This is a genomic window from Yoonia sp. I 8.24 (assembly GCF_022096995.1).
Taxonomy (GTDB): Bacteria; Pseudomonadota; Alphaproteobacteria; order Rhodobacterales; family Rhodobacteraceae; genus Yoonia.
On sequence record NZ_JACXGQ010000007.1, the window covers coordinates 15,839 to 38,449 of the forward strand.

Below are 22,611 nucleotides of genomic sequence, written 5' to 3' on the forward strand. Positions count from 1 at the left end.
AAATTGCCACCAAATCTGGACAAAAATTGATCGATACCCGCTTGATTTCGCGCAATCGGCAAAATGTTGCGCATTACCAGTTGTCTTTAAACCATTTGACAGCCCGTTTGAGCGAACGCGCCGGGTAGCGATCCGCCGGAATTTCGAAATCCCACCATTCGTCTTGCGGGTTTGACGCAAACAGCGACAGCCCAACTGCGCTTGAAAACGCGGGACCAATCGCGGCTTGTGGCAGGCCTTGCACCCGCAATGGACGCCCGAGCCGGACCTGCTGACCTAGAATTTTGCTAGCCAACCCATCAAGTCCAGGGATTTGGCTACCGCCGCCCGTCAACACGATCTGCTGGCTCGACAGATGCTCGAACCCGGCAGCATCAAGGCGCGCGCGGACTTCTTCAAGAATTTCTTCCACGCGCGGACGCATGATACCAATCAATTCGGCCCGGCTAACGGTGCGGCGATCATGTTCCCAATCGCCGGTTTCACCATCCGTCTCGATCATTTCGCGGTCATCCATTCCCGTCGCAACGACACCGCCATAGAATGTTTTAATCCGCTCAGCCGTCGCAGCGGGGATTTGCAGCCCCATCGAAATATCAGAGGTAATATGGTCGCCGCCCATGCGCACTGAATCCGCATAGATCATGTGTTTTTTCATAAAGACAGAGATGCTGGTCGACCCGCCGCCCAAATCAATACAGGCCGCGCCCAATTCTTGCTCATCCTCTACCAGTGATGACATCCCCGAAACATATGCCGAAGACGCCAGCCCAGCCAGTTCAAGATCGCATCGCTTGATGCAATAAAACAGGTTTTGCAATGTCGCCGTATCAACCGTCAGCATATGCATATCAGTGGTCAACTGGTGCCCAATTTGCCCGCGCGGATCAGCAAGGCCAGACCGGTTATCAAGCGAGAAATTGACAGGTTGCGCATGCAGTACTTCGCGATCAGCGCCGTAGTCGGGCACATCGCAGTTGGCCATCACCTGACTGATATCTTGTTCTGTCACAGCACCGGCCGACACATCAAGCGCACCATCCAAACCGTAAGACCGCGGACGCCCACCTGACAGCGACGCAATCACGTGATCAACACGGACTTTGGCCATTTTTTGGGCCGCCTGAACCACCGTGCGAATAGCGCGTTCCGTTTCTTGCATCGCGTCGATTTCGCCAAATCGAACACCGCGCGACCGTGTGGTCGCAGCACCGATCACCCGAAACTGCGATTGCCCGGCCATAGATCCCACGCCGTCGACATTGCGAAACTGTTCTGGTCCGTCAAAACGCAGCACCAAACAGGCAATTTTCGATGTACCCACATCCAAAATGGCCACGACACCGCGCTGCATTGCGGCTTTGCGCATTTGACGCATCGCGCGTTGGTTGTCGTATAGATCGCCCATTAGTTGCCTGCCCCGTTTGTCGATACTGTTTCATTCACGCGGCGCATGGCCGCGACGGCCTCTTCATTCATCCGCAAGGTGGGGCGGTCTGCATTGCGCATATCCACCACCGTTACATCACGGTCCAACATGTCTTGGGCCGCGTTCAGCGCGACAACCCGGTCAAGCGCAGCAACAGCCCCCTCGCCGGGTAAAAGGATGCGTTGTTCGCGGTCCAACACGATGTCCCAACGGCGTTCGCCCATGCGCACGAGGCCACGCACACGCGGGCCTAGCGGCCCGGCAGCAGCGTAAAGCGCAAGCGCTTCTTGGATATGTTGTTCTGCCCCGTCGCCTGCGATCAACGGCAGATCAAGCCGATCTGACCGCGAAGTCACAAAGCCAGAATCCACGCCCTCTGCATCGATCAACCGCAAGGTCGCCCCATCGCGCCAAAGCGCCGAAGGCACACGCGGCGTCAACCGCACCTCAAGCGTGCCAGCAGCGCCGACGCGGACGCTGGCGGATTTCACGGGGGCCAAGCTTTCAATCGCAAGGCGGGTTTGTTCGAGATCCACATCAAACGAAGACACCGGATAGTCGCTGGGCAGCAACCCGATAACATCCGTCATTGTCGCTTGATCTGCACCGGTAATGGTCATCGCTTTGACCATAAACTGTGGGCGGTCCTGAAACTGCTGAATGGCAGTTTCAATCTGTACCGCAACCGCGGCCCGGTTTGCCGCGTTAGAAAAATGCGTACCAAGGATTGTCACGATCAGCGCGATTGGCACCCCGATGCGCATAGTCGCACGAAACCCCGGCGTCAGCAGCAAGCGCTGGTAACGGTAGCCTAGCTTAGAAGGGGCCGGATCATGCGGTGCGGCATGGGCGGGGCGTCGGATCAGACCTCGCATGACGCAACCTCTGACACCCAAACGCCCGAAGACGCGGCCGACGGGCCGTCATCTGTCAAAATAACTTTGCATTGTTCGTCCCGAAAACCTGCCTGCGAATCCATGATGATCGACGAAGCGTCTGCCTGCGCTGCCATCGATCGATCGAAAATTCCGACATCTTCCGGGTTTGCCCTGCTCGACATACCCAACCACCTTTTTGCGGGTCTTTGTGACCCGTCATTTTGCGACCCATTGTGGATCAAGCCATTATTTGGCCCATTAATCTGCGGGATCGCTGCCTGTACGTTCGCCAACCCGCATAATTTCCCACTCTAGTCTAATCGCTTGCGAATCGTAAACCTTTTTCCGCACCAACTCGCCCAAATCCTCAAGATCGGCGGCTGTGGCCCCACCCGCATTTGTTAAAAAGTTGGAGTGTTTCACATTCATCACAGCCCCGCCAAGCGTGGCGCCGCGCATTCCGGCGTCGTCAATGACCTTCCACGCCTTAAGATCATGGACATCATCGGCGCGCCCTGTGGATGAAAACCCGGCAGGGTTCCGAAATGTTGATCCGGCGGTACGGTCTTTTGTGGGCTGCGTTTCGTCGCGCTTGGCAAGCTGTTCCGCCATGCGCTGCGCCAATGTTTCGGGGTCATCTTTCGGCGCTGCAAACCGTGCGCCGACAATAATTGCCCCCTCGGGTAAATCGCTTTGACGGTAGGCCAATTGGAGATCGTTGGCAGCCAGTTCTTTGACGTCACCTGCGCGGGTGACGATTGTGACGGCGACCAAAACATCGGCCACATAAGCACCGTAGCAGCCCGCGTTCATCCGCACGGCCCCGCCGATTGTGCCGGGGATGGTGCGCAAAAATGTCAAATCACGCCCAGCATCGGCCGCTTTGCGGGCCACATGCGCGTCCAAGGCCGCAGCCCCCGTGACCACATGATCCCCGCTTGCATCAATGCTATTGAACCCGCGCCCCAACCGGATCACCACGCCGCGAATGCCGCCGTCGCGCACGATCAGATTGCTGCCAACCCCCATAGGAAAGACAGGTACATCGGCAGGTAGCGCGGAAAGAAACGCGCAAATATCCTCTAAATCTGCGGGTTGGAACAACACATCCGCCGGTCCGCCTACACGCATCCATGTCAGGTCAGCCAATGCGCGATTTTCGGTCAATGTGCCACGTACCTGTGGAAGATCATGCATCAGATGTCCTTTCGTGTAAGCAGATTGTCACGCACCCAGCGGTAAAGATAATAGAGCGGCCAGCGAAAAACTGAGGCACCCAAGGTAAACACGGCAAGCCCGATCCATGCGCCATTCGCAACCACGACCCAAATCAAAATTGGCAACCCGATGGCCATCAGCACATAAGCCCGCCGCCAATGATTGTCGTCCGACGGGATCGACTGCATCACAAATGCCAAAACAACCCAAAGCGCGGCTGCAAGCAACGACATCATTTTGCGGCAAGCCGTGAAGGCAAGCGGTTGGCCCAAGCGCTGATCGTCCCTGCCCCAAGACAAACAACCATATCGCCCGGTTTTGCGGTTTCACGTACCAGTTTTTCAAGATCATCTTCGGATGTCACACTGCGCGCATCACGGTGACCATGACGGATTAAACCTGCAACAAGATCATCGCGGCTCGCACCCGGAATTGGGTCTTCGCCCGCCGAGAAGATATCGGAAATCCCAACGACATCGGCATCGTTAAAACACGCGCAAAAATCATCAAAATGATGCGACAACCGGCTAAAGCGGTGCGGCTGATGTACCGTGATCACGCGGCCTTCGGTTGCTTGGCGCGCAGCCTTAAGCACGGCTGCAATTTCCACCGGGTGATGGCCGTAGTCATCAATGATGGTCACGCCATCCACTTCGCCAACTTTGGTAAAGCGGCGGTTCACGCCTTTGAATCCCTTAAGCGCCGCACGAATTTCATCGCGTTTCATCCCAAGATGCCGGGCCACAGCCACGGCGGAAAGCGCGTTTGACACATTGTGGTCGCCAGGCATGGGCAATTCGCAACCATCGATGGTCGTGCCTTCGTCTTGGAGTGCTATATCAAAATGCGCCACGCCTGCCACATAGGTCAGGTTAATCGCGCGCACGTCTGCTTGGGCGTTAAACCCAAATGTCGTCACGCGGCGGTCGGTGATCCGACCGACCAAGGCCTGCACGTCCGGATCATCGGTACAGCAGACAGCCAACCCATAAAATGGGATGTTTGACAGAAAATCGTCAAAGCCTTTGTGCAGCGCCTCTTCGGTGCCCCAATGTTCCATATGCTCGGGGTCGATATTGGTGACGATCGCAATCGTTGCAGGCAAGCGGTTAAAAGTGCCGTCGCTTTCATCGGCCTCGACCACCATCCATTCACCCTGCCCCATACGCGCGTTGGACCCGTAAGCATGGATAATCCCGCCGTTGATCACGGTTGGGTCGATCCCGCCTTCGTCCAATAGCGCTGCAACCATCGTGGTCGTCGTGGTTTTGCCATGCGTGCCAGCGACGGCGATATTTGATTTGAGCCGCATCAGTTCAGCGAGCATTTCTGCACGGCGCACGACTGGCAGACCTTGGGCGCGGGCCATGTCCAATTCTGGATTACCGGGTTTAATCGCAGATGAAATCACCACCACCGCCGCACCATCAAGATTGTCTGCGCGCTGCCCTTCAAAAATCGTGGCCCCCAAAGATTTCAACCGGTCGGTGATCTTTGACGCCTTTAGGTCAGAGCCTTGCACCGCATAGCCATGGTCCATAAGCACTTCGGCGATGCCCGACATGCCAATGCCGCCAATGCCTACAAAGTGAATCGGTCCAATATCCAACGGCAGTTTAGTTGCAGCAGCGTTCATCGCATATCTTCCATCTTATTTTTGGGCCATTTATTCTAGGTGGGGCCGGCCAGTTCTTCGACAAGAGCAACCAAACGGTCGGTCGCATCAGGAACGCTGCAGGCGATGGCCGCGCGCGACATCTGCAGCGCGCCTGCTTCGTCTGTCAGCAGTTTTTCAATCATCGCGGTCAGCGGCGCGACCTCAAATTCGGCTTCGGTCATGATCACGGCAGCACCGCTTTCAACCAATTGACGCGCGTTTGCAGTTTGCTCATCGCGGATAGCACCCGCATAGGGCACCCAAATGGCTGGGCGTCCGATGATGCTAACATCAGCGACGGTCGAAGCGCCTGATCGCGAAATCACCAACTGTGCCTGCGCCATGCGGTCGGGTACATCTGAAAAAAACGTCTCTACATCAGCGCTGATCACTTCGTCAGCGTAGTATTTTGTGACCCGGTCCAAATCTTCAGCGCGGGCCTGATGGCTAACACGCACGTTGCGGCGGATATGTTCGGGCAGTGCAGAAATCGCAGGCGGCACAAAATCTGACATGATCCGCGCGCCTTGGCTGCCACCCAGGACAACAATCGACATCGGGTAATCGCCCGGCGGAATATAAGGCGCAGCTGCACGCTCCAAAACGGCCGCGCGCACGGGATTACCTGTATGCTCGCCGGTCACGCCTTTGGGCAGCGCAGTTGGCCAAGTCCCACAGGCCACTTTATTCACACGTTTGGCGAACAGTTGATTTACCCGGCCTAAAACACCGTTTTGTTCATGGATCATCCGCGGGACGCGCAAGACCCAAGCAGCCGCCATGGCTGGGATCGTCGGATAGCCACCAAAACCAACGACAACCGCAGGGCGGTCGCGCAGCATGCGCCATTTAGCTGCGGCAATGCCGCCTAAAATCCGAAACGGCACAGCAAGTTTAGCAAGGATACCACCGCGCGCGAATGTGGCGCTGCCGACGACGTTGACTTCGACTGCGTCGGGGAAGCCACTGGTATAACGCGCGCCGCGCGCATCCGTTGATAGGCGGACACGCCAGCCCTTTTCCAACATAGCCTCTGCCAATGCCTGCGCCGGGAACATGTGCCCGCCGGTACCGCCTGCCGCAATAATCATCAGTGGTGATGTCGTCATCTGTCTGCCCTACGCCGCAAAATATCTTCCATCTCGCCTTGCGGGCGCACGCGGGTAAATGCAAGCAACATTCCCACCGTAATGCCCCCTGCAATCAGCGAGGATCCGCCGTAAGACACGAACGGTAGTGTCATGCCCTTCGCTGGCAACAGACGCACAGCCACCCCCATGTTGATCATTGCCTGTACGCCAAACACGCAAGCCAATCCCGTGCCCGCGAGGCGAATAAACGGATCGCGTTCCTTCATCAGACGCAGCAGGGAACGGACAACAATGACACTGTAAAGCGCGATGATTACCAGCACGCAAATCAGGCCATATTCTTCGGCGGCAACGGCGATAATAAAATCTGTATGCGCGTCTGGCAGCGACCATTTCACCTGGCCTTCGCCCACGCCGACACCAAAAAACCCGCCTTCACGGATAGCGTTGGTGGCATACCCAAGTTGTGTTGTGGGATCCAGATCGGCAGATAGAAAGCCGTCAATACGGCGGGCAAAATGTTCCGAAGCGCTGTAGGCAAACATTCCGCCTAGGATAACCAGACCAGCAAGCACCATCAGCAACAGCATCGGCGCGCCAGCTACGAAATACATGACACCCCAAGAAAACAGGATCAGACAGGCTTGCCCAAAATCGGGTTGCATCGCGAGAATCAGTACGATCACAACGGTCAGCACAAAAGAATAAAGCTTGCCCGGAGGGCCACCCAACTGTTGTGACGCGGCCAGCAACCATGCGGACATGACAATAAAGCCGGGTTTCAAAAATTCAGAAGGCTGGACCGAGGCAAAACCAAGCGAATACCACCGCGTCGCGCCTTTCCCAAAATCAGTCCCCAAAACGGGCAGCATTGCCAGTGCGGCAAAGGCACATATAAAACCGATCACCGCCAAGCGCCGTACCAGCGTTGGCGACATCATCGAGACAGTGAACATCACCATCATCGCGGCCCCGCCAAAAATGGCCTGACGGGTCACATAGTGAAACGGATCAAGCCCGTTTTTCGCGGCCAACGGTGGCGAAGACGCGAGCCCCAGCAGCAACCCGACCCCAAAAAGGATCAAGATGCACGACAAGGTCCATTTATCAATTGTTCGCCACCACCGTGGGATCACCGGATCGCCGGATTGTACCGGGACCGCCCCATAGACCATTTCTGTCATGGATCACCGCCTTACTGCCTCAACCGCCCGTTTTCCGGGTCTAAGCGCAGCATAACCAGCATTTGCGTATGATTCTACTGAAATTGTTTACGGCCCTACTGATGACTTCATGTAGGGCCGCGTTTCTTTGTAATCACTTGTTTTTTTTGCAGACTTACCCGACCAACAAATCACCATAGTAGGGATCCAGAATGAAATTATCCGCGTTTAGGTCGTCCAAAGATACCCCTGATAGCAGAACACTTGCGGTATTTGACTGTGTCAACAAAACCCCATCGGCGGTCTGCACCATGTCATCAAACGGGTCGTAGTCGAGGTCGCCCCGCGTGTTGAGATACAAAAGGTCCATCGTGAAATCAAAATCCGTCACGGTGTCATGACCTTCGTCAGTTTCGACGAGGAAAATAACATCGTGACCTGTTCCGGTGGTAATCACATCGTCGCCAGCCCAGCCCGAAATTTGATCGTTGCCCGTGCCCGCGTCTATCGTATCATTCCCCGAAGACCCGAGCACCAGATCGTCACCACCGCCCGCATCAATGTCGCGCACTGTCGTATCCGCAAACATCAAAACATCCGCAGCGCTAGACCCAATGACGCTCTCAAAATTTGTCCAAACGGAATCGACACTGTCCGCGTCTACGGCCCCGACAACAACCGAAGTGCCATCAGGCAACGCGCTGACGCCTTGGTAAAAACCCGACAAATCCAATGTATCAAAGCCTGCGCCGCCATCGATTTGATCATTCGCGCCTGCAAGTGCAATCGCAATATCATCGCCAGCCAGCATATCCCCGACAGTCCCTATCGCATCCCCCGTCCAGACGTCGTCACCTTCGGTAAATGCCGGAGGCGCGCTTACGGTCACTTCAATCCACTGCGTCAGGTTATCTGTTTCGTTTTCTTCTTCCAAAACATCCGAAGGATCGGCAACGATAGCAACCCAATACGTGCCAGGGTCAAGATCGGCGGCCTCCAGATCGAACGAAACGTTTTGCTGTGTTCCTGTTGCCAGCGCGGTCAAGACTTGGGTTCCGAGCACTTCGGTTACCGCGTCAAAGTCGGGAGATGTGGCAACAACCAAAGAAAGCGTCGATGCTTCCGCGTCAGTCGCACCATTTGAATTCACGGTCGCGACGATCGTACCTGTTTGATCATGGTCCAACGACGCATCATCAATCGAAATTCCATCCAGAACAAGATTTGAAAGGCCTGCGTCGCCGCCGAATATATCGTCATTAATTGAAACTGGTACGATACTGTCAAACGTGCCCAAACCAACAAAACCAAAGCTCGCGCTGGCTCCGGCAGCCAAATTTGCGTTATATCCCATCGCCTGCACAGTATATGTATTCCCAACATGAGAGATAATCTGCGCATTCCAGATATTAGAGATTTCGCCCTCAAATGTGAATGCGTACACCCAACCGTTGATCGTTTGCACCGCATTTACGGTCACATTCGCGACGAAACCGCCCCCCCAGCTATTCACCGCGCTCACGTCAATGGTTGCGGTGTCAGATGTTGCTGAAATCATTATTTTTCTCCTAAAAAATTGTTTAGATAAATAACGTTGGATCACTAATTCACACTCAACCTCAAGATAGCTTGACCCGACCAGCACGCAACCCAAAAACGAATACCTTCCCAGCACTTGCATGCGACAGCGTTCCACGGCACATGCAATTTATGGATATCAACACACTGATCATTGGGGCGGGTGCCGCTGGCATGATGTGCGCGGCCCATGCGGGGCCCGGCACATTGGTGATCGATCATGCCAAATCCGCCGGCGAGAAAATCCGTATTTCAGGCGGGGGGCGCTGTAATTTCACGAATATGGACGCTGGCCCTGCCAATTTCATCAGCCAAAACCCGCATTTCTGCAAGTCCGCGCTGAAGCGTTATACCCAGTGGGACTTTATCGCCTTGGTCGACAGCTACCGGATCGCTTGGCATGAAAAGACCTTGGGTCAGTTGTTTTGCGACGATACAGCCAAGGACATTGTCACGATGCTGCGATCGGAAATGGACAAAGCGGGCGCACAGCTTTGGTTGCAAACGTCGGTCGACAATATTCGCCATGACGGCACCAATTTTCGCGCGACCCTGATGCGCGAAGGAAAGATCACGGAGGTGATTGCAAAGAACCTCGTGGTGGCTTGCGGCGGGAAGTCTATTCCCAAGATGGGGGCAACAGGTTTTGCCTATCAAATCGCCGCGCAGTTTGACCTTCCCGTCGTAGAAACCCGCGCGGGGCTAGTGCCGTTCACCTTTGGCGAAGATCGCTTCAAGCCACTTGCAGGCGTCGCCCTGCCCGCGCGGATCAGCGCGCATGGCCCGGCGTTCGACGAGGCATTGTTGTTCACCCATCGCGGGCTGTCCGGCCCGGCTATTCTACAAGCCTCGTCTTACTGGCACGCAGGCAATACAATCAACGTGAACCTCGACCCTACATCCGGATTGCTGGATTTTTTAAAAGCAGCGCGACAAGACCAAGGGCGCAAAGCACTGACCACGGTAATGGGGCAATATTTGCCCGCACGATTGGTAGATTTTTTGAACGCCGATCTGCAACTGACAGGCAATATCGCGGATCAAAGCGACGCCCGTTTGCAAGAAATTACCGATCAAATCACCGCCTGGATACTAACCCCATCGGGCACCGAAGGGTATCGCACCGCCGAGGTCACATTGGGGGGCGTCGACACAGATGCGCTCTCGTCCAAAACGATGGGCGCGAAATCGGTTCCGGGTCTCTATTTTATTGGCGAGTGTGTTGACGTCACAGGCTGGCTTGGGGGCTATAATTTCCAATGGGCGTGGTCATCAGGTTGGGCTGCAGGGCAAGCCATCGCCAACACGTAGGGTGGATCTTGATCCACCTCACGCTGTCGCTGCGTTCACACAGACAATAAAGTCGTCACCGCGTTTTTCAAAACTATCGTATTGATCAAACGAAGCCGCTGCCGGGGCCAGCAAAACCACGTCGCCCGGCTGCGCATCTTTGACAGCCTGTGCAACCGCAGCTTCCATCGTGTTGCACACCTGTGTCGCGGCGCCCTCAAGCTGGCGCGCAAAATCAGCGGCCTCGCGCCCGATCACATAGGCTTTGGCGACGTTGCTGAGATGTGGCAGCACCGCATCCAAGCCACCCTCTTTTTGCAGCCCACCGCAAATCCAACGGATATTTGTGAAAGCCTGCAACGCCTTAGCCGCACTATCGACGTTGGTTGCCTTACTATCGTTCACATAGCGCACGCCGTTATGATCCGCGACCAATTGCGACCGGTGCGGTAGACCGGGATAGCTGCGCATCGCCGCTTCGATCCCTTTGGGGCCAAGCCCAAGGCTGCGACACACCGCATAAGCTGCACAGGCGTTTTGATGATTATGCGCGCCGGGTAGCCCGGCAATATCGCGCAGATCGATTGCGCCAACCTGTCGGCCCTTGCGCATTTCAGCCAAAAACCCCTTTCGCGCGAAAACACACCAACCTTGGGACAGTTTGCGGCCAGATGAAATCTGGATCACACGGTCATCACCGGCGCCTTCAATCAGTTGATTGGCCAGATAGCGGCCCTCGGCCTCGTCCACGCCGATAATTGCGCGATCTGGTCCCCCTTCGGCAAAGAGGCGACGTTTGGCTGCAAAGTATCCGCCCAGCCCCGCGTGCCGATCCAAATGATCAGGCGACAAGTTTGTGAACACAGCGACATCCGGGGTCAATGATCGCGCAAGGTCTGTTTGATAGGATGAGAGCTCCAGCACGACAACTTCGCCATCGTGCGCGGGGTCAATATCAAGCACTCCGCGCCCGATGTTCCCTGCCAATTGCGCGGGGCGCCCGTTTTCAACCAAAATATGATGGATCAAAGCAGAAGTTGTCGATTTTCCGTTCGACCCGGTGACCGCAACAATACGCGGGGCCACATCAAAATTATCCCATTCGGACGTCGCAAAGGATTGAAAAAACAAACCGATATCATTGTCGACAGGCACAGCGGCGTCCCATGCCGCCGCAATCGCTGCATTTGGCTGCGGATAAAGATGCGGAATGCCGGGGCTAACGATCAGCTTGGCAATCCCGTCAAATGCGCCCGTCTTGGTCAAATCGCGGATTTCCAGCCCGGCCTCTTGCGCACTTTCACGCGCAGGAACACTGTCGTCCCAAACCACCACATCTGCGCCACCTGCCATAAGCGCGGCTGCCGCCGCGCGACCAGATCGCCCCAACCCCAAAACGGCAAGGGTTTTATTTGCGTAGCCCTGAACTGGAATCATCGATGCCTCACTTCAATATTCGTTGCGACATTGCCCCGTGCGGCATGGCCCGCGCAAGAGAGCAAAGCGCGCTTGCCCCGCTTTATAGGCATTCTCAAAACTAATCTAAGACCAGTCCACTCTCCGCCAGTCCACTGGCTTCACCAAGTTGGCGCAATAAGCTGATCGCGCTTGGCGAAGAGGCGGCCACCATATGCCCCATATGCGCGAGCGAGCTCATACTTGTTAAGTCGATAATCACAGTGCCCAATTCCGCAATATCGTCAGAAACGCCCAGTTGCCCGACTTTGGAACGCCCACCGATCAACAGCGACGACAGCGCAAGCGCCTGATCTGAGCTATTGGTCAAAATAACATAGGGGTTGTCGCGATCACCAATCACCCCGACTTGCCTGCGAAAGATGTCTGGATCAATGTCAGGAGAAAGCAACACCACAGTCCCGATATCGCCCAGAACGCGGGTGTTTTGTGCTATTGAAAGCTGGCGCATCGTCTCCATCGTCAGATGCGCCCCCAAAGAATGCGCAACAATCGTGATCGATTTATCAGAGGCTCGTGAAATCGCCGTTAGAAAATCGGCAAAATCATCGCGTGCAAACAGCACGCTATCGCGGTCGTAAACATATCCCGCAGGCACGCCAGCCGAATCCCACGAAAAAAGCGCCTGCGTATTGTTGAACGCGAAATCATGCCCCATCTGCGCAAACCGGAACATCGCCTCAGTCGTGGTTGTATTATACCCGTGGACGTAGATTACAATTTCGTCGCCCGGTCCGGCAGCAAGCGCATTTACAAATCCATCATGCGCTTGGGCTTGATAACTTGCCATCGTAAATCCACGGGTTGGATCATAAATATTTTCAATACGACCAACCTTGTGATCGGGCGGGATCGCAACATCAACCTGTGCATAGTGCAAAGCTGCTATACGGTCGGCGTACTCCTCTTCTTTTGAGTTTGATACCCTTTGTTGGGTCGCGACGAATACCGTCTGCGTGGTTGATCCCGGCTCTCCCGGTGATACGGTGATGCTGTAGGGATGCGCGCACCCCAACAGCGAAACCAAACTGGCCGCAGCGAGAACGCCGCGCAAAACCCGCCTAGTCAAGTTCAGTCCATGGCCAAGGTTTCACTTCACTAGCCGCAACTTGATAACGGGCGGCTTTGGCCATCCAGACACCCATCGTCGTGCCAATTTCGGCAAGCTGATCATTCGGCTCACGTTTTTTCATTGCCATGATGATGAACTGCGCGACAGTCAGTAGCCCAAGCAGGGTGCTGGCCATGCTCATCATCACCGCGATGATCACCATGTGGATCAAGCGCATCCATAAGCTTTCAAAGTCAGATTCGGCTTCGGTGTTGTCTTCTTCGGCCATGCCGATCTCCTATCTGTCGCCAGCGGCGAAAACCATATCCACCATCTTTTGCGTTCCGCGCGAAAATTCAAGAGGGCACAGATAATTACTGCCTGATTGTGCCGCTTTGCAGAAATTTTCGACCTGCGACACATATTGGTTCACGCCAGCAAACCGTTCGGTGACCACGGTGCCTGCATCCGTTTCCAGCTGCAGGGTCGCTTGATCAAAGACATTTGCGTTAAATGGGCAAGTCAGCTGCAAAACACCTGCATCCCCGTGGAACGTGATGTTTTGACGGTTATACAGGCGCATTGAAACCACGGCCGAATAGGTAAAGCCCGGAAAATCAGCAGCCACTTGGGCAAAAACATCGACATCGTTCTCAAGCACCAGTTTTGCATAGGGCACGGCCTCGGGCTCTACCCCAGTAACATAGCGCGCGGCACCAAACGTATAAACGCCGATATCGCGCAGCCCCCCGCCGCCTGCTTTTGCCTGATTTCGGATATTTTCTGCGTCATCGTTGAAATATGAAAATACCGCATCGACATGTTTCAATGCGCCGATCGCGCCACCCTGCACCAATGCGCGTGCGCGCGCGAACTGCGGGTGATGCACGATCATAAATGCCTCTGCCGCGAGTTTTCCGGATTGATCGCGCGCAGCAATCAACGCATCAAAATCGGAATCTTGCAGGGCGATGGGTTTTTCGCACAACACATGTTTACCCGCCTCCAACGCCTTGATCGCCCATGCCACATGCAGGTGATTGGGCAGTGGGATATAGACCGCATCAATCGCTGGGTCAGCAAGCAAAGCATCATAGTCATGATGCACGCGAAGCCCCGGCGCGAAGGCTTGGAACGGTGTGGCCTTATCGGGGTTTGATGTGGCCAGCGCCGCAAATTCAGCCCCACGCGCGGCATGAATTGCAGGTGCCATGTGGTTTAACGCAAAATTCGCAGCGCCTAGAACGCCCCAACGCAGTGGTGTCATTTCATTCTCTCCCATTTCGACGGGATGTTAGCGCTAAAATTGAACAAAGGGAAACATGATGCGCCACGAAAACAAAAACCCGCCAGACTTATTCTGACGGGTTTTTGCCTGGGTGTTGGAGCGGCCAATTACGCAGCCGGCGTCAACATGCCCTTTTCTTTGGCCAATTCCTGCATCTTTTCTTGCAGCTTTTCGAAAGCGCGCACTTCAATCTGGCGAATGCGTTCACGGCTCACGTTATATTGGCCGCTGAGATCTTCAAGCGTGACGGTTTCATCAGAAAGACGGCGCTGCACGAGAATGTCCTTTTCACGGTCATTCAAGACGTCCATGGCTTCAGCCAAAAGCGCGCGGCGCACGTCCATTTCATCGTGCTCTTCGTAATCGCCAGCAGTATTCGCGCTCTCATCCTCGAGCCAGTCCTGCCATTGCATCGTGCCTTCGCCGTCAGAACCGACCTGCGCGTTCAGCGACGCATCCCCGCCAGACATCCGGCGGTTCATCGAAATGACTTCGGTTTCGGTCACGCCAAGATCATTGGCAATGCGGGCCACGTTTTCAGGGCGCAAATCGCCCTCTTCCAGCGCGCCAATCCGGTTCTTTGCCTTGCGCAGGTTAAAGAACAGCTTTTTCTGCGCCGAAGTCGTGCCAAGTTTCACCAGCGACCATGACCGCAGGATGTATTCTTGGATCGATGCACGGATCCACCACATGGCATAGGTCGCCAGACGGAATCCTTTTTCAGGATCAAACCGTTTTACGGCCTGCATCAAGCCCACGTTCGCTTCCGAGATCACTTCGGCCTGCGGAAGCCCGTAGCCCCGGTAGCCCATCGCGATTTTTGCGGCGAGCCGCAGGTGCGATGTGACCATCTTATGCGCCGCATCGGTGTCTTCATGATCCACCCAGCGCTTGGCCAGCATGTATTCTTCCTCAGGCTCCAGCATCGGGAACTTGCGGATATCTTGCATATAACGGTTCAGACCACCCTCTGGGGTTGGTGCTGGTAAATTCTTATAGTTGCTCACTGTCGTGCCCTCCTATGTTTAAAGGCTTAACATGGATATGGTGACGCTAACATTGCGTTTCAAGGCTAAATACTAACTTTTCGTAAATTCAATATGAACCGAGCAGTTCAGCAGCGCGAGGGGAAATGCTGTGCGTTCACGCACATGGGATCGAATATTTCAGACCTCACCACCCAAATCGCGCAGTAAACCCTGCATATCATCAGGCAATGCCGCCTCAAATTCCATGAATTCATCTGTGACGGGGTGGGTGAAACCCAACGTCGCCGCGTGCAACGCTTGTCTCGAAAACGCAGACACCGCTGCAACACCCTGTTCGCCGACCGCCTTTGGTGACAATTTACGTCGCCCGCCATAAACTGGGTCGCCGATCAATGAGTGCCCACAATGCGCCATATGCACGCGAATCTGATGGGTGCGCCCCGTTTCCAGCCAGCATTCAATCAGTGCTGCACAGGGCGGCATACCCAGCGGCTGTAAAATGCGCGACCGCGTGACCGCATGGCGCCCTGTCGTGAATGAGACAGCTTGGCGCTGGCGGTCCGTTTTATGACGCCCCAGGAAGGTCTGGACCTTCAGGATATTGCCCGGCTCAAACGAGGTGCCCTTGATGCCGCGCAGGCGTGGATCATTGGCGTCTGGGACACCGTAACATATGGCCAGATAACGGCGTTCAACCGTGTGGGCGGCGAACTGCGCGGCCAAATGGTGATGCGCGCGGTCAGATTTCGCCGCAACCAGCAGCCCGGTGGTCTCTTTATCAATGCGGTGCACAACACCGGGGCGTTTCATCCCGCCGACACCCGATAGGCTGTCACCACAATGATGGATCAGCGCATTCACCAGCGTGCCGCCGGGTGTGCCGGGCGCGGGGTGCACGACCATGCCACTGGGTTTATTGACGACAATCAGATCATCATCTTCAAAAACGACCTCAAGCGGGATGTCCTCGCCCACGATATGGCTATCTTGGGCGACCTCGACCGTCACAGCAATCTGCGCGCCCTCAGTCACACGATGACGCGGGTCTGTAATGACAACGCTATCAACTGTGACTGCCCCCTTTTCGATCAGCTTAGCCAAGCGTGACCGGCTAAGCGATGCATCTTCCGGCACATCACGCCCCAAAGCCTTGTCCAACCGCGGCGGCGGGGCCGCTTGGATCACAAAGGAAATCACTTCAGACATAGCAAGTCGGCTTTCGCAAAGAATTCGGGCGCCAAAGTACTGGCGGATTAGGTTTTGGGGTTTGCGGGATTGGCCAACAAATAGCAAGTCTGCTGGGCGTCGTTCAAATGTAGGGCGTCGCGCATTTCGAGCCAGCGTCGCTATTTTTCCGGGCTCAATCAACAAACGGCAGCCATCTAAAAATGGGCCCAACTTGTGTTTTCAGAAAGCGTTTCCAATACGGTCGTCTGTCGCAGTGTAGGTTTTCAGGGCTTGGTCACCGTGGAATGCGACTTGCGATCACAGCGCGAAATCGTCTTATCGGACGTTCAAATAGCGCCGCGAATATCAATCCAAAGCCCACAGAGACAACCAAAAATAATAGGTCGCGCCAGACTGTTTCGGCTACGATAACAGCATCAATGAAATGCAAGATAGGATAGTGTGTCACATAAATTGAAAAAGTAGCCCCAGCCCACCACCGGATCTGAGGATGATGCCCCTTATAGGCCATCAAAAGCCGCGCCATGCCCATGATGTGTATACTCGCCAAACCGCCAATCACCCCATTCCAGACAAATTCGTCTGAAAAACCAAGCAAACGGCGATCGAGGAAGGGAGAAAAAGTTATCGCAGTAAAGTCAGCTAACATATCTGGCACATTGGCGAATTGGCAGACGATATAGGCAAGAGGCGCGCCAAATGCGAATAGCCTTGCTCTGCTTTGGGAAAGCCTTTGAGCGCCACCTGAGGCCAACCAATTCCAAAGGCAAACGCCCATCATCCAAGCGGGCATCAAGAGCAAAATACGCGGCCCAACCATCCATCCGCAAAGTAAAACCAGCGCTATCCGACGCATACCAGTCAAAAAGAAGACCAATGCAAAAAGGATGTAGTAAGCAGCTTCATAACTTAAAGACCATAGGGGGCCGTTGCTCCCTAGTCTAATACGCTGCAAGATGTTCCATTCATTCGACATCGTGAGACCGCGCAACATGAACTCAGTCATTGATGTAGAATTATAAAAGCTGGTGTAAGCTTGCGGGCCGATAACCTTACCGGCTTGATCAAGCATGAATGTCAGCAATAATGCGGGCAAAAGCGCCGATAGCAGCCGCGTGGCGCGGTTAAAGCTGTAAGTCGATAGCTTTTTGTCACGCTCAGCCGCATATGCGATCACAAGGCCCGAAAGCACGAAAAAAACGATAACGCTATCACTGCCCAAGTTGAGCTCGCGGATTATGATGTAGTCGCCGCGGGTAAAACGCGGGTAAGCGATATGTGAGATAACAACAATAAGCGTCGCCCAAACGCGCAGAACGTCAAGCCATATAGAAAGCCCGGGTGTCATCGTCTTATTGCGGCTTTTCGACGTCTGGATCGCGTGATGTCCCTGCCCAAAGTGCTTGCCAGCTGTCAATAAATGGATGCAGCAACGCTGAACGCAGATTTGGATAAGGCTGTTCTATGCGCTCTCCGTTCATGTCAGATAGCCCAAATGACAGTTTTTCGTATGTTTTCGGAACGTATAAGGTCCCGAAGATCAGATCCCAAATCGCAAAGACTTCGCCATAGTTTTTATTGTAATGTTTCAGCTCGATCGAGTGGTGAATATGATGTTGAGCCGGAGAAATGAAAACATGCTCTAGGACGCGCCCATAACTCAGCCAAACGTGGCTGTGGCGTAGATTTGAACCTAAGACATTAAAGATAAAATATCCGGCGTTCACAGTTCCAATCGTAAGTACTTCAATTTTTCCTATAATGAGAAACAAAATCAGGGCCTGCACTATGCCTACCACAATTGAATAAATCGCACCGCGCACGATCAAAAATACCGGGTGGTTTCTAGTTGCAGTCAAAGGCGTCATCACTTCGGCAGAGTGATGAAGGGCATGAAATGGCCATAGAATTGATGTTTCATGATGTAAGCGATGCGCCCAGTATTTGCAAAAATCGAGCGTCAAAATCATGATCACAGTCGCAGCGAGCAGTTTCCCAAATGTAGGATCTTCGGGAGCCGTAATTCCATTCGTTAATAATAACAGCCAGTTAAGAACCGTCGCTGTGACCGTTGGTATCATCGTCAGCGCAACAAAGACCCCGCTTGCAGTCAAGACCATGTTAAAAAAGAAAACTTTGATATCAACGAGGTTCGATTTGTGAAGGTAGACCTCTTTGGGAAGCAAATATTCTACAAAACTTGTCGAACGGCCGCGAACGACCCATAGGACAGCCACGATCAGTACGGTTATTGCTAGGTACATGATTGCCAGCCGAGAATTTAACCCGAAAAAGGTCGCAAGCATCAATGAAAAGAAGTTTTGGAAGAAATCCACTTTAAACTCATGTTTTGACTTATATTCTCTTCAAAAAATCAGATAATTGTGTCAAAAAGAGGACTTCAAACAGCGCTGCCTCTGTTCGGGCATTTCACCTATACGGTTTCAAACTGACCAAACATCTCCCCAAAACCCCGGTGGTTGTTAAAGGTCGTTGCCGAAGACCAGACGCTAGCGCAATCAGGACAAAGTTCGGGTATGCGGGACAAACCTGCCGTTGATGTTTCTGACATCAGCAGCTGCTTTTCCAGGAAAGGCTATGATTAGCCCGAAATTATATAGGTAGTCCGAGACATCCTATGCTACTAAAAGTTGTGGCCTTCACAGTGTTGAGGATTGAATGGGCATCGACAGACATATAAGTCGCAAACCGCACTATGCCGTTGGCCAGCGTAATTCGCAGCCAACCCAGTCTGTATTGCAGCAAGCCGCCGATGGCAGCCTGCGCGCAAATAGTTTGTCCGCACTGCAGAGCATGGCGGATGGATCTGCGCCGGTCCAACGGTTATCTGACGTTGCGCCAATGGGTCATTTGGCAGGTAATCAGGTGTCACGGGATCGCACCCACGACACTGGTCTGCCCGATGATCTGAAAGCCGGGATTGAAGATTTGTCGGGAATGTCGATGGATCATGTGCGCGTTCACCGGAACTCTGCCAAACCCGCAACGGTGCAAGCATATGCTTATGCGCAAGGTAGCGACATTCACCTTGGACCGGGGCAAGAACAACATCTGCCTCATGAGGCGTGGCATGTGGTTCAGCAAGCACAAGGGCGCGTAAAACCAACGCTGCAGTTACAGGGCATTGCCCTGAATGATGATCCCGGACTTGAAAAAGAGGCGGATGTTATGGGGGGCAGAGCTGCGCAGCTCCGCACCGGCACATCCCTCAGTGCGCTTGGCGCCGGAAAAAATACGCAGGCTGCACAGCTGATTGGCCTACATGCCTATCATTCGCAGCCCGTAGCCTATGATCCGACCATTCAAACCATGACGATGCCTGCCGCCGACTACACCCATTGGGGGCCAATGCTCCAACGACGGCAGATACAGCACGGCGCGGTCCGCGCGGGCAACCAAATGGTGGTCACCCAATTCGCCAAAGCACCGATGCAACTGTTCAGCATGCCATCGGCACGAAAACTCACGAGCATACTTCTGATTGGCGAAGGTCTACTAACTGTAGCCGCCGGAATAGGCTCGATGGTTCTGACGTCGGGGATTGGAATCCTGCCAGGGTTTATGGCTTCCTTGGTCGGCGGTCTCAAAATTTCGCGTGGCATTCTGTTGTGGCCCCAAAAAGACACCGCAGGCAAAGAAATAGACGTAGACCCTGCAAGTTTAAAAGCGATTGACGCGATGCGCGCGCTTGAGGCGATCCTTGCGATCACGGGTGGTGCCCTGGCCGGAAACCCCAAAGCGATTGCCTTCGGTGCCGTCAAAGCACTGCGGGCTCTCCTGACAGCGATTACCGACTATATGGGCGAAGGTTCGAAACACCCGCCGCTGCGCAAAGGCCTGATGTCACTTTCGTCGCTGCTGCAATTTGTAGAAGCTGTTCTGGTCGGTAGCATCGGTCTCGACGTAATTGGCAGTGCTGCAGAAGCAACGGGGACCGTCGCTAAAGGCATGACAGTCGCGGGTGGCGCCATGACCGCTATAGTTGGGGGCTCAAAAGCGGCTCGCAGCGGCGTGCAGGCCGCCGGCGCCTATAATTATCCGGGGAAATCGCAGGACGACCAGCAGCCAGACAACCAGAACGGACAGGTCGACGGCACCCCTACAGTTGCTCCAGACAGTGTCCATGACGATGTAGAGGCGCCACTAGACACAGCATCCGTGACTTCAGACACAGCATCCGTGACTTCAGACACCGATCAACCTGCCGTCACGGTAGAGGACGCAGAAGACGCTGTGTCGACGATTGCACGCGATACAGCCCCAAGGGATTTGCCCGGGCGCGTCTTTGGCGGCATGGCTGCCGAGATTGAGCAAAACATCAATCTTCGCGAAAGGAACGGATCACTACCTGCTCCGGAGGCAGATGACCTGCGACATGCGTTCAGGGCGGAAGTTGAGGCGGTTATCATGCATTCAATCGACGTAATTACGCGAAATCCAGATTTGGCCGAACAGGTTATGCACGCTGGTATCGCGGACATGATTGGAATTCAGTCGCGATATATAAAATGATCGGGGATTTCCGTCGCGTTTTCGGGCGCGCGTTTAAGTTGCTTTCATATCTGTAGTCACAGGATTTTTGCGGCCTCATCGATCAGTATTCATTTGCGTCGCTCCGTCCGCTGCCCAAACACCTCGCATCCCGCGAAACCCAACAGAAGGCCTTCGTGCCTCGTGCGGCATCGGTTGTTTCGGGCTCATTTGAAAGGTTCGCAGTATTCTTCGCGAAAGTCCGGTTTTCCATCTTCGGGACGTAGATATAGGTAAGGTCAAATTTGACCGTCGCTTCACACCAAAGACTACTTAACGTGAGAGTGGTACCGCCTCCCCGGCTTGAACGGGGGACCCCTGGTTCCACAAACCAGTGCTCTAACCAACTGAGCTAAGGCGGCATTGCGCGTGATTTAGCGGCAGGTGCGCGCGAATGCAAGACCCTCGTTCAGAAAACCCGTAACAAAGCGCTCCGTCGCACGACACCCTTGCCAATAGCGCCCGCCCCCTTGTAGGAAACCTCAGCAATAAAGGAAACGTCATGGGTATTAACAGCGAACGCGACATCGAAGCGAATATGCAAATCGGACCAACTGATCACGGAATGGTACGCATTTTTATCGAGGCGGGCGGCACGGAAATCCCGATGGATTTTGAACCTGAAGAAGCTGAAGAGATTGCCGAAGAAATTCGCGCCGCCGTCATCGCAGCCCGCGCGATCAAAACGCGCTGACAAATCCCGGATCCTGCGCCGCCTGTGCCCGCGTGGCGGCGTGGCGGGCAAATTTTTGTATCATGACCTTGCGACGCGCTGACGCAAGCTTGGCCTCAGGCCCCATGCGAATAATTTCTGCGCCGTATCCATCTGCGATGATTACCCCAGTGCCATCTGGCAAGAGGTCAGTCTGGAAATCTGTATCAACCGCCCAAAAATACCGGTCGCAATATGCAAGATACCCCTGCCATTTTTTATCATTCATGAAATCCGCGCGGCTGGATTTGCATTCAACGATCCATATCTCCCCCTTTGGCCCCAGCGCCATAACATCGACGCGCAAACCTGACGCGGGCACCAATTCCAACACGCTTACAAAGTCATAGCTGCGCAAATGCCGTGCAACACCGCGTGCCAGCATTTGTCCCGGCATATACTTGCAAGGCTTGTCTTCTGTGTTCATGCCGCAAGGGTGAACAATAAGTGAACAAAAATCAATCCTTAAGCTACGCCAATGAGAATCGGACGCCGCGAAGGTTAACAATCCCTATAAAAACACGGCATTTGCTGGCGAATTCGCATCAAAACGTATTTTATCGTTACGTCACAATAACTAAGCAAGTTTTCGCCAATCAAACAACCGAAAGCGCAGCGCACATCGTGACTGAAATAAGGCAAGTGACCTAGGGTAATCTCTAATTTAGACCCCTCAGCGTCACGATTTCGACCAGTTCTTGGGCAAATATATAACCACAGATTAATAGGAGCCTTTCATGTCATTGTTCAGCGGAATCACTGTTTACGAAGTATCAATGGCGTTGATCATGGTTGGCTTGGCGGAACGCGTACTTTTGGCTTACGCACCGATTGAGATGGTTGGCCCGAACGGCTGGCTGATCAAAGGCGATGTCAAAGAATAATCTCCCTCCCCTACTTGCCCTACTCCATAATCCCCCCTACCTGTAAACGCGGCGGGCTTCTGCGCTCCTCGTTATCACGGGTACAAATCCAGCGGCCTTAAGCAAATCCTCGGGGGCTGGCTCTGTTCTGACCCTGGTCAGTTTACCTGGCACCCACCTGTACATACA

22 protein-coding genes and 1 tRNA gene are annotated in these 22,611 nt (G+C 54.2%); 4 read left to right on the forward strand and 19 right to left on the reverse strand.

From position 1 onward, the window contains the following. Positions 1 to 73: 73 nt before the first annotated feature. The 9 genes from ftsA to Yoon_RS13950 all read right to left on the reverse strand — a co-directional run bounded on the left by ftsA (position 74) and on the right by Yoon_RS13950 (position 8,994). On the reverse strand, positions 74 to 1,408 hold the full coding sequence (ftsA, locus tag Yoon_RS13910; RefSeq protein WP_238112969.1) for a cell division protein FtsA: 1,335 nt from the start codon (positions 1,406 to 1,408) through the stop codon (positions 74 to 76). Further along, positions 1,408 to 2,304, reverse strand: a complete 897-nt coding sequence (locus Yoon_RS13915; protein WP_238112970.1) for a cell division protein FtsQ/DivIB — start codon at positions 2,302 to 2,304, stop codon at positions 1,408 to 1,410. Before Yoon_RS13915 ends, ftsA begins: the two co-directional genes overlap by 1 nt. Next, the gene (locus Yoon_RS13920) at positions 2,292 to 2,489 is read right to left on the reverse strand and encodes a hypothetical protein (RefSeq protein ID WP_238112971.1); all 198 of its coding nucleotides are present in this window, start codon (positions 2,487 to 2,489) and stop codon (positions 2,292 to 2,294) included. The genes Yoon_RS13915 and Yoon_RS13920 overlap by 13 nt, the downstream gene beginning before the upstream one ends. 76 nt (positions 2,490 to 2,565) lie before the next feature. Beyond that, on the reverse strand, positions 2,566 to 3,504 hold the full coding sequence (gene murB / locus Yoon_RS13925) for a UDP-N-acetylmuramate dehydrogenase (protein ID WP_238112972.1): 939 nt from the start codon (positions 3,502 to 3,504) through the stop codon (positions 2,566 to 2,568). Continuing rightward, positions 3,504 to 3,761, reverse strand: coding sequence for a DUF2484 family protein (locus tag Yoon_RS13930; protein ID WP_238112975.1), 258 nt, complete (start codon positions 3,759 to 3,761; stop codon positions 3,504 to 3,506). The genes murB and Yoon_RS13930 overlap by 1 nt, the downstream gene beginning before the upstream one ends. After that, positions 3,758 to 5,161: a UDP-N-acetylmuramate--L-alanine ligase gene (murC, locus tag Yoon_RS13935; protein ID WP_238112977.1), complete on the reverse strand. Its 1,404-nt coding sequence runs from the start codon at positions 5,159 to 5,161 to the stop codon at positions 3,758 to 3,760. The genes Yoon_RS13930 and murC overlap by 4 nt, the downstream gene beginning before the upstream one ends. A 35-nt stretch (positions 5,162 to 5,196) precedes the next feature. Beyond that, complete coding sequence (locus Yoon_RS13940) at positions 5,197 to 6,291, reverse strand: glycosyltransferase (protein ID WP_238112980.1); 1,095 nt, start codon at positions 6,289 to 6,291, stop codon at positions 5,197 to 5,199. Beyond that, a complete protein-coding gene (ftsW, locus tag Yoon_RS13945) occupies positions 6,288 to 7,457 on the reverse strand; it encodes a putative lipid II flippase FtsW (protein ID WP_238112982.1) in 1,170 nt (389 codons plus the stop codon). The genes Yoon_RS13940 and ftsW overlap by 4 nt, the downstream gene beginning before the upstream one ends. 154 nt (positions 7,458 to 7,611) lie before the next feature. Continuing rightward, positions 7,612 to 8,994, reverse strand: a complete 1,383-nt coding sequence (locus Yoon_RS13950) for a cellulose binding domain-containing protein (RefSeq protein ID WP_238112984.1) — start codon at positions 8,992 to 8,994, stop codon at positions 7,612 to 7,614. A 152-nt stretch (positions 8,995 to 9,146) separates the two neighbouring features. Here Yoon_RS13950 and Yoon_RS13955 point away from each other — a divergent pair, with 152 nt between their 5' ends. Then, the gene (locus Yoon_RS13955) at positions 9,147 to 10,325 is read left to right on the forward strand and encodes an NAD(P)/FAD-dependent oxidoreductase (protein ID WP_238112985.1); all 1,179 of its coding nucleotides are present in this window, start codon (positions 9,147 to 9,149) and stop codon (positions 10,323 to 10,325) included. Positions 10,326 to 10,343: 18 nt separating this feature from the next. Here the strand turns inward: Yoon_RS13955 and murD are convergent, their stop codons facing one another. The 8 genes from murD to Yoon_RS18040 form a co-directional block, all read right to left on the reverse strand. Continuing rightward, positions 10,344 to 11,741 carry a UDP-N-acetylmuramoyl-L-alanine--D-glutamate ligase gene (gene murD / locus Yoon_RS13960; RefSeq protein ID WP_238112987.1) on the reverse strand — a complete coding sequence of 466 codons (1,398 nt, stop codon included), beginning with the start codon at positions 11,739 to 11,741 and terminating at the stop codon, positions 10,344 to 10,346. Between the two features lie 100 nt (positions 11,742 to 11,841). After that, positions 11,842 to 12,849, reverse strand: coding sequence for an alpha/beta hydrolase (locus Yoon_RS13965; RefSeq protein ID WP_238112989.1), 1,008 nt, complete (start codon positions 12,847 to 12,849; stop codon positions 11,842 to 11,844). Then, entirely contained in the window at positions 12,842 to 13,120 is a 279-nt protein-coding gene (locus tag Yoon_RS13970) for a DUF4389 domain-containing protein (RefSeq protein WP_238112991.1), read from the reverse strand. Before Yoon_RS13970 ends, Yoon_RS13965 begins: the two co-directional genes overlap by 8 nt. A 9-nt stretch (positions 13,121 to 13,129) precedes the next feature. After that, the gene (locus tag Yoon_RS13975; RefSeq protein ID WP_238112993.1) at positions 13,130 to 14,098 is read right to left on the reverse strand and encodes a Gfo/Idh/MocA family protein; all 969 of its coding nucleotides are present in this window, start codon (positions 14,096 to 14,098) and stop codon (positions 13,130 to 13,132) included. A gap of 128 nt (positions 14,099 to 14,226) precedes the next feature. Beyond that, the gene (rpoH, locus tag Yoon_RS13980; protein WP_113775703.1) at positions 14,227 to 15,126 is read right to left on the reverse strand and encodes an RNA polymerase sigma factor RpoH; all 900 of its coding nucleotides are present in this window, start codon (positions 15,124 to 15,126) and stop codon (positions 14,227 to 14,229) included. Between the two features lie 159 nt (positions 15,127 to 15,285). Then, positions 15,286 to 16,314 (reverse strand): RluA family pseudouridine synthase, encoded by a 1,029-nt coding sequence (locus tag Yoon_RS13985; protein ID WP_238112995.1) that lies wholly within the window; start codon positions 16,312 to 16,314, stop codon positions 15,286 to 15,288. Between the two features lie 256 nt (positions 16,315 to 16,570). Next, entirely contained in the window at positions 16,571 to 17,644 is a 1,074-nt protein-coding gene (locus Yoon_RS13990) for an acyltransferase (RefSeq protein WP_238112996.1), read from the reverse strand. 4 nt (positions 17,645 to 17,648) lie between these two features. Next, positions 17,649 to 18,632, reverse strand: a complete 984-nt coding sequence (locus tag Yoon_RS18040) for a sterol desaturase family protein (protein ID WP_238112998.1) — start codon at positions 18,630 to 18,632, stop codon at positions 17,649 to 17,651. A gap of 343 nt (positions 18,633 to 18,975) precedes the next feature. On the opposite strand from Yoon_RS18040, the gene Yoon_RS14000 reads away from it, so the two are divergent. Further along, positions 18,976 to 20,829, forward strand: coding sequence for a DUF4157 domain-containing protein (locus tag Yoon_RS14000; RefSeq protein WP_238113000.1), 1,854 nt, complete (start codon positions 18,976 to 18,978; stop codon positions 20,827 to 20,829). A gap of 303 nt (positions 20,830 to 21,132) precedes the next feature. On the opposite strand, the gene Yoon_RS14005 is transcribed toward Yoon_RS14000, so the two are convergent. Beyond that, a tRNA-His gene (locus Yoon_RS14005) sits at positions 21,133 to 21,209 on the reverse strand. Positions 21,210 to 21,349: 140 nt separating this feature from the next. On the opposite strand from Yoon_RS14005, the gene Yoon_RS14010 reads away from it, so the two are divergent. Further along, positions 21,350 to 21,541 carry a DUF6324 family protein gene (locus Yoon_RS14010; RefSeq protein WP_113775813.1) on the forward strand — a complete coding sequence of 64 codons (192 nt, stop codon included), beginning with the start codon at positions 21,350 to 21,352 and terminating at the stop codon, positions 21,539 to 21,541. Here Yoon_RS14010 and Yoon_RS14015 read toward each other — a convergent pair. Next, a complete protein-coding gene (locus Yoon_RS14015; protein ID WP_238113002.1) occupies positions 21,528 to 21,986 on the reverse strand; it encodes an MmcB family DNA repair protein in 459 nt (152 codons plus the stop codon). The two genes, Yoon_RS14010 and Yoon_RS14015, sit on opposite strands and share 14 nt — an antisense overlap. 310 nt (positions 21,987 to 22,296) lie before the next feature. Here Yoon_RS14015 and Yoon_RS14020 point away from each other — a divergent pair, with 310 nt between their 5' ends. Continuing rightward, positions 22,297 to 22,443 (forward strand): hypothetical protein, encoded by a 147-nt coding sequence (locus Yoon_RS14020; RefSeq protein ID WP_181820758.1) that lies wholly within the window; start codon positions 22,297 to 22,299, stop codon positions 22,441 to 22,443. Positions 22,444 to 22,611: the final 168 nt, after the last annotated feature.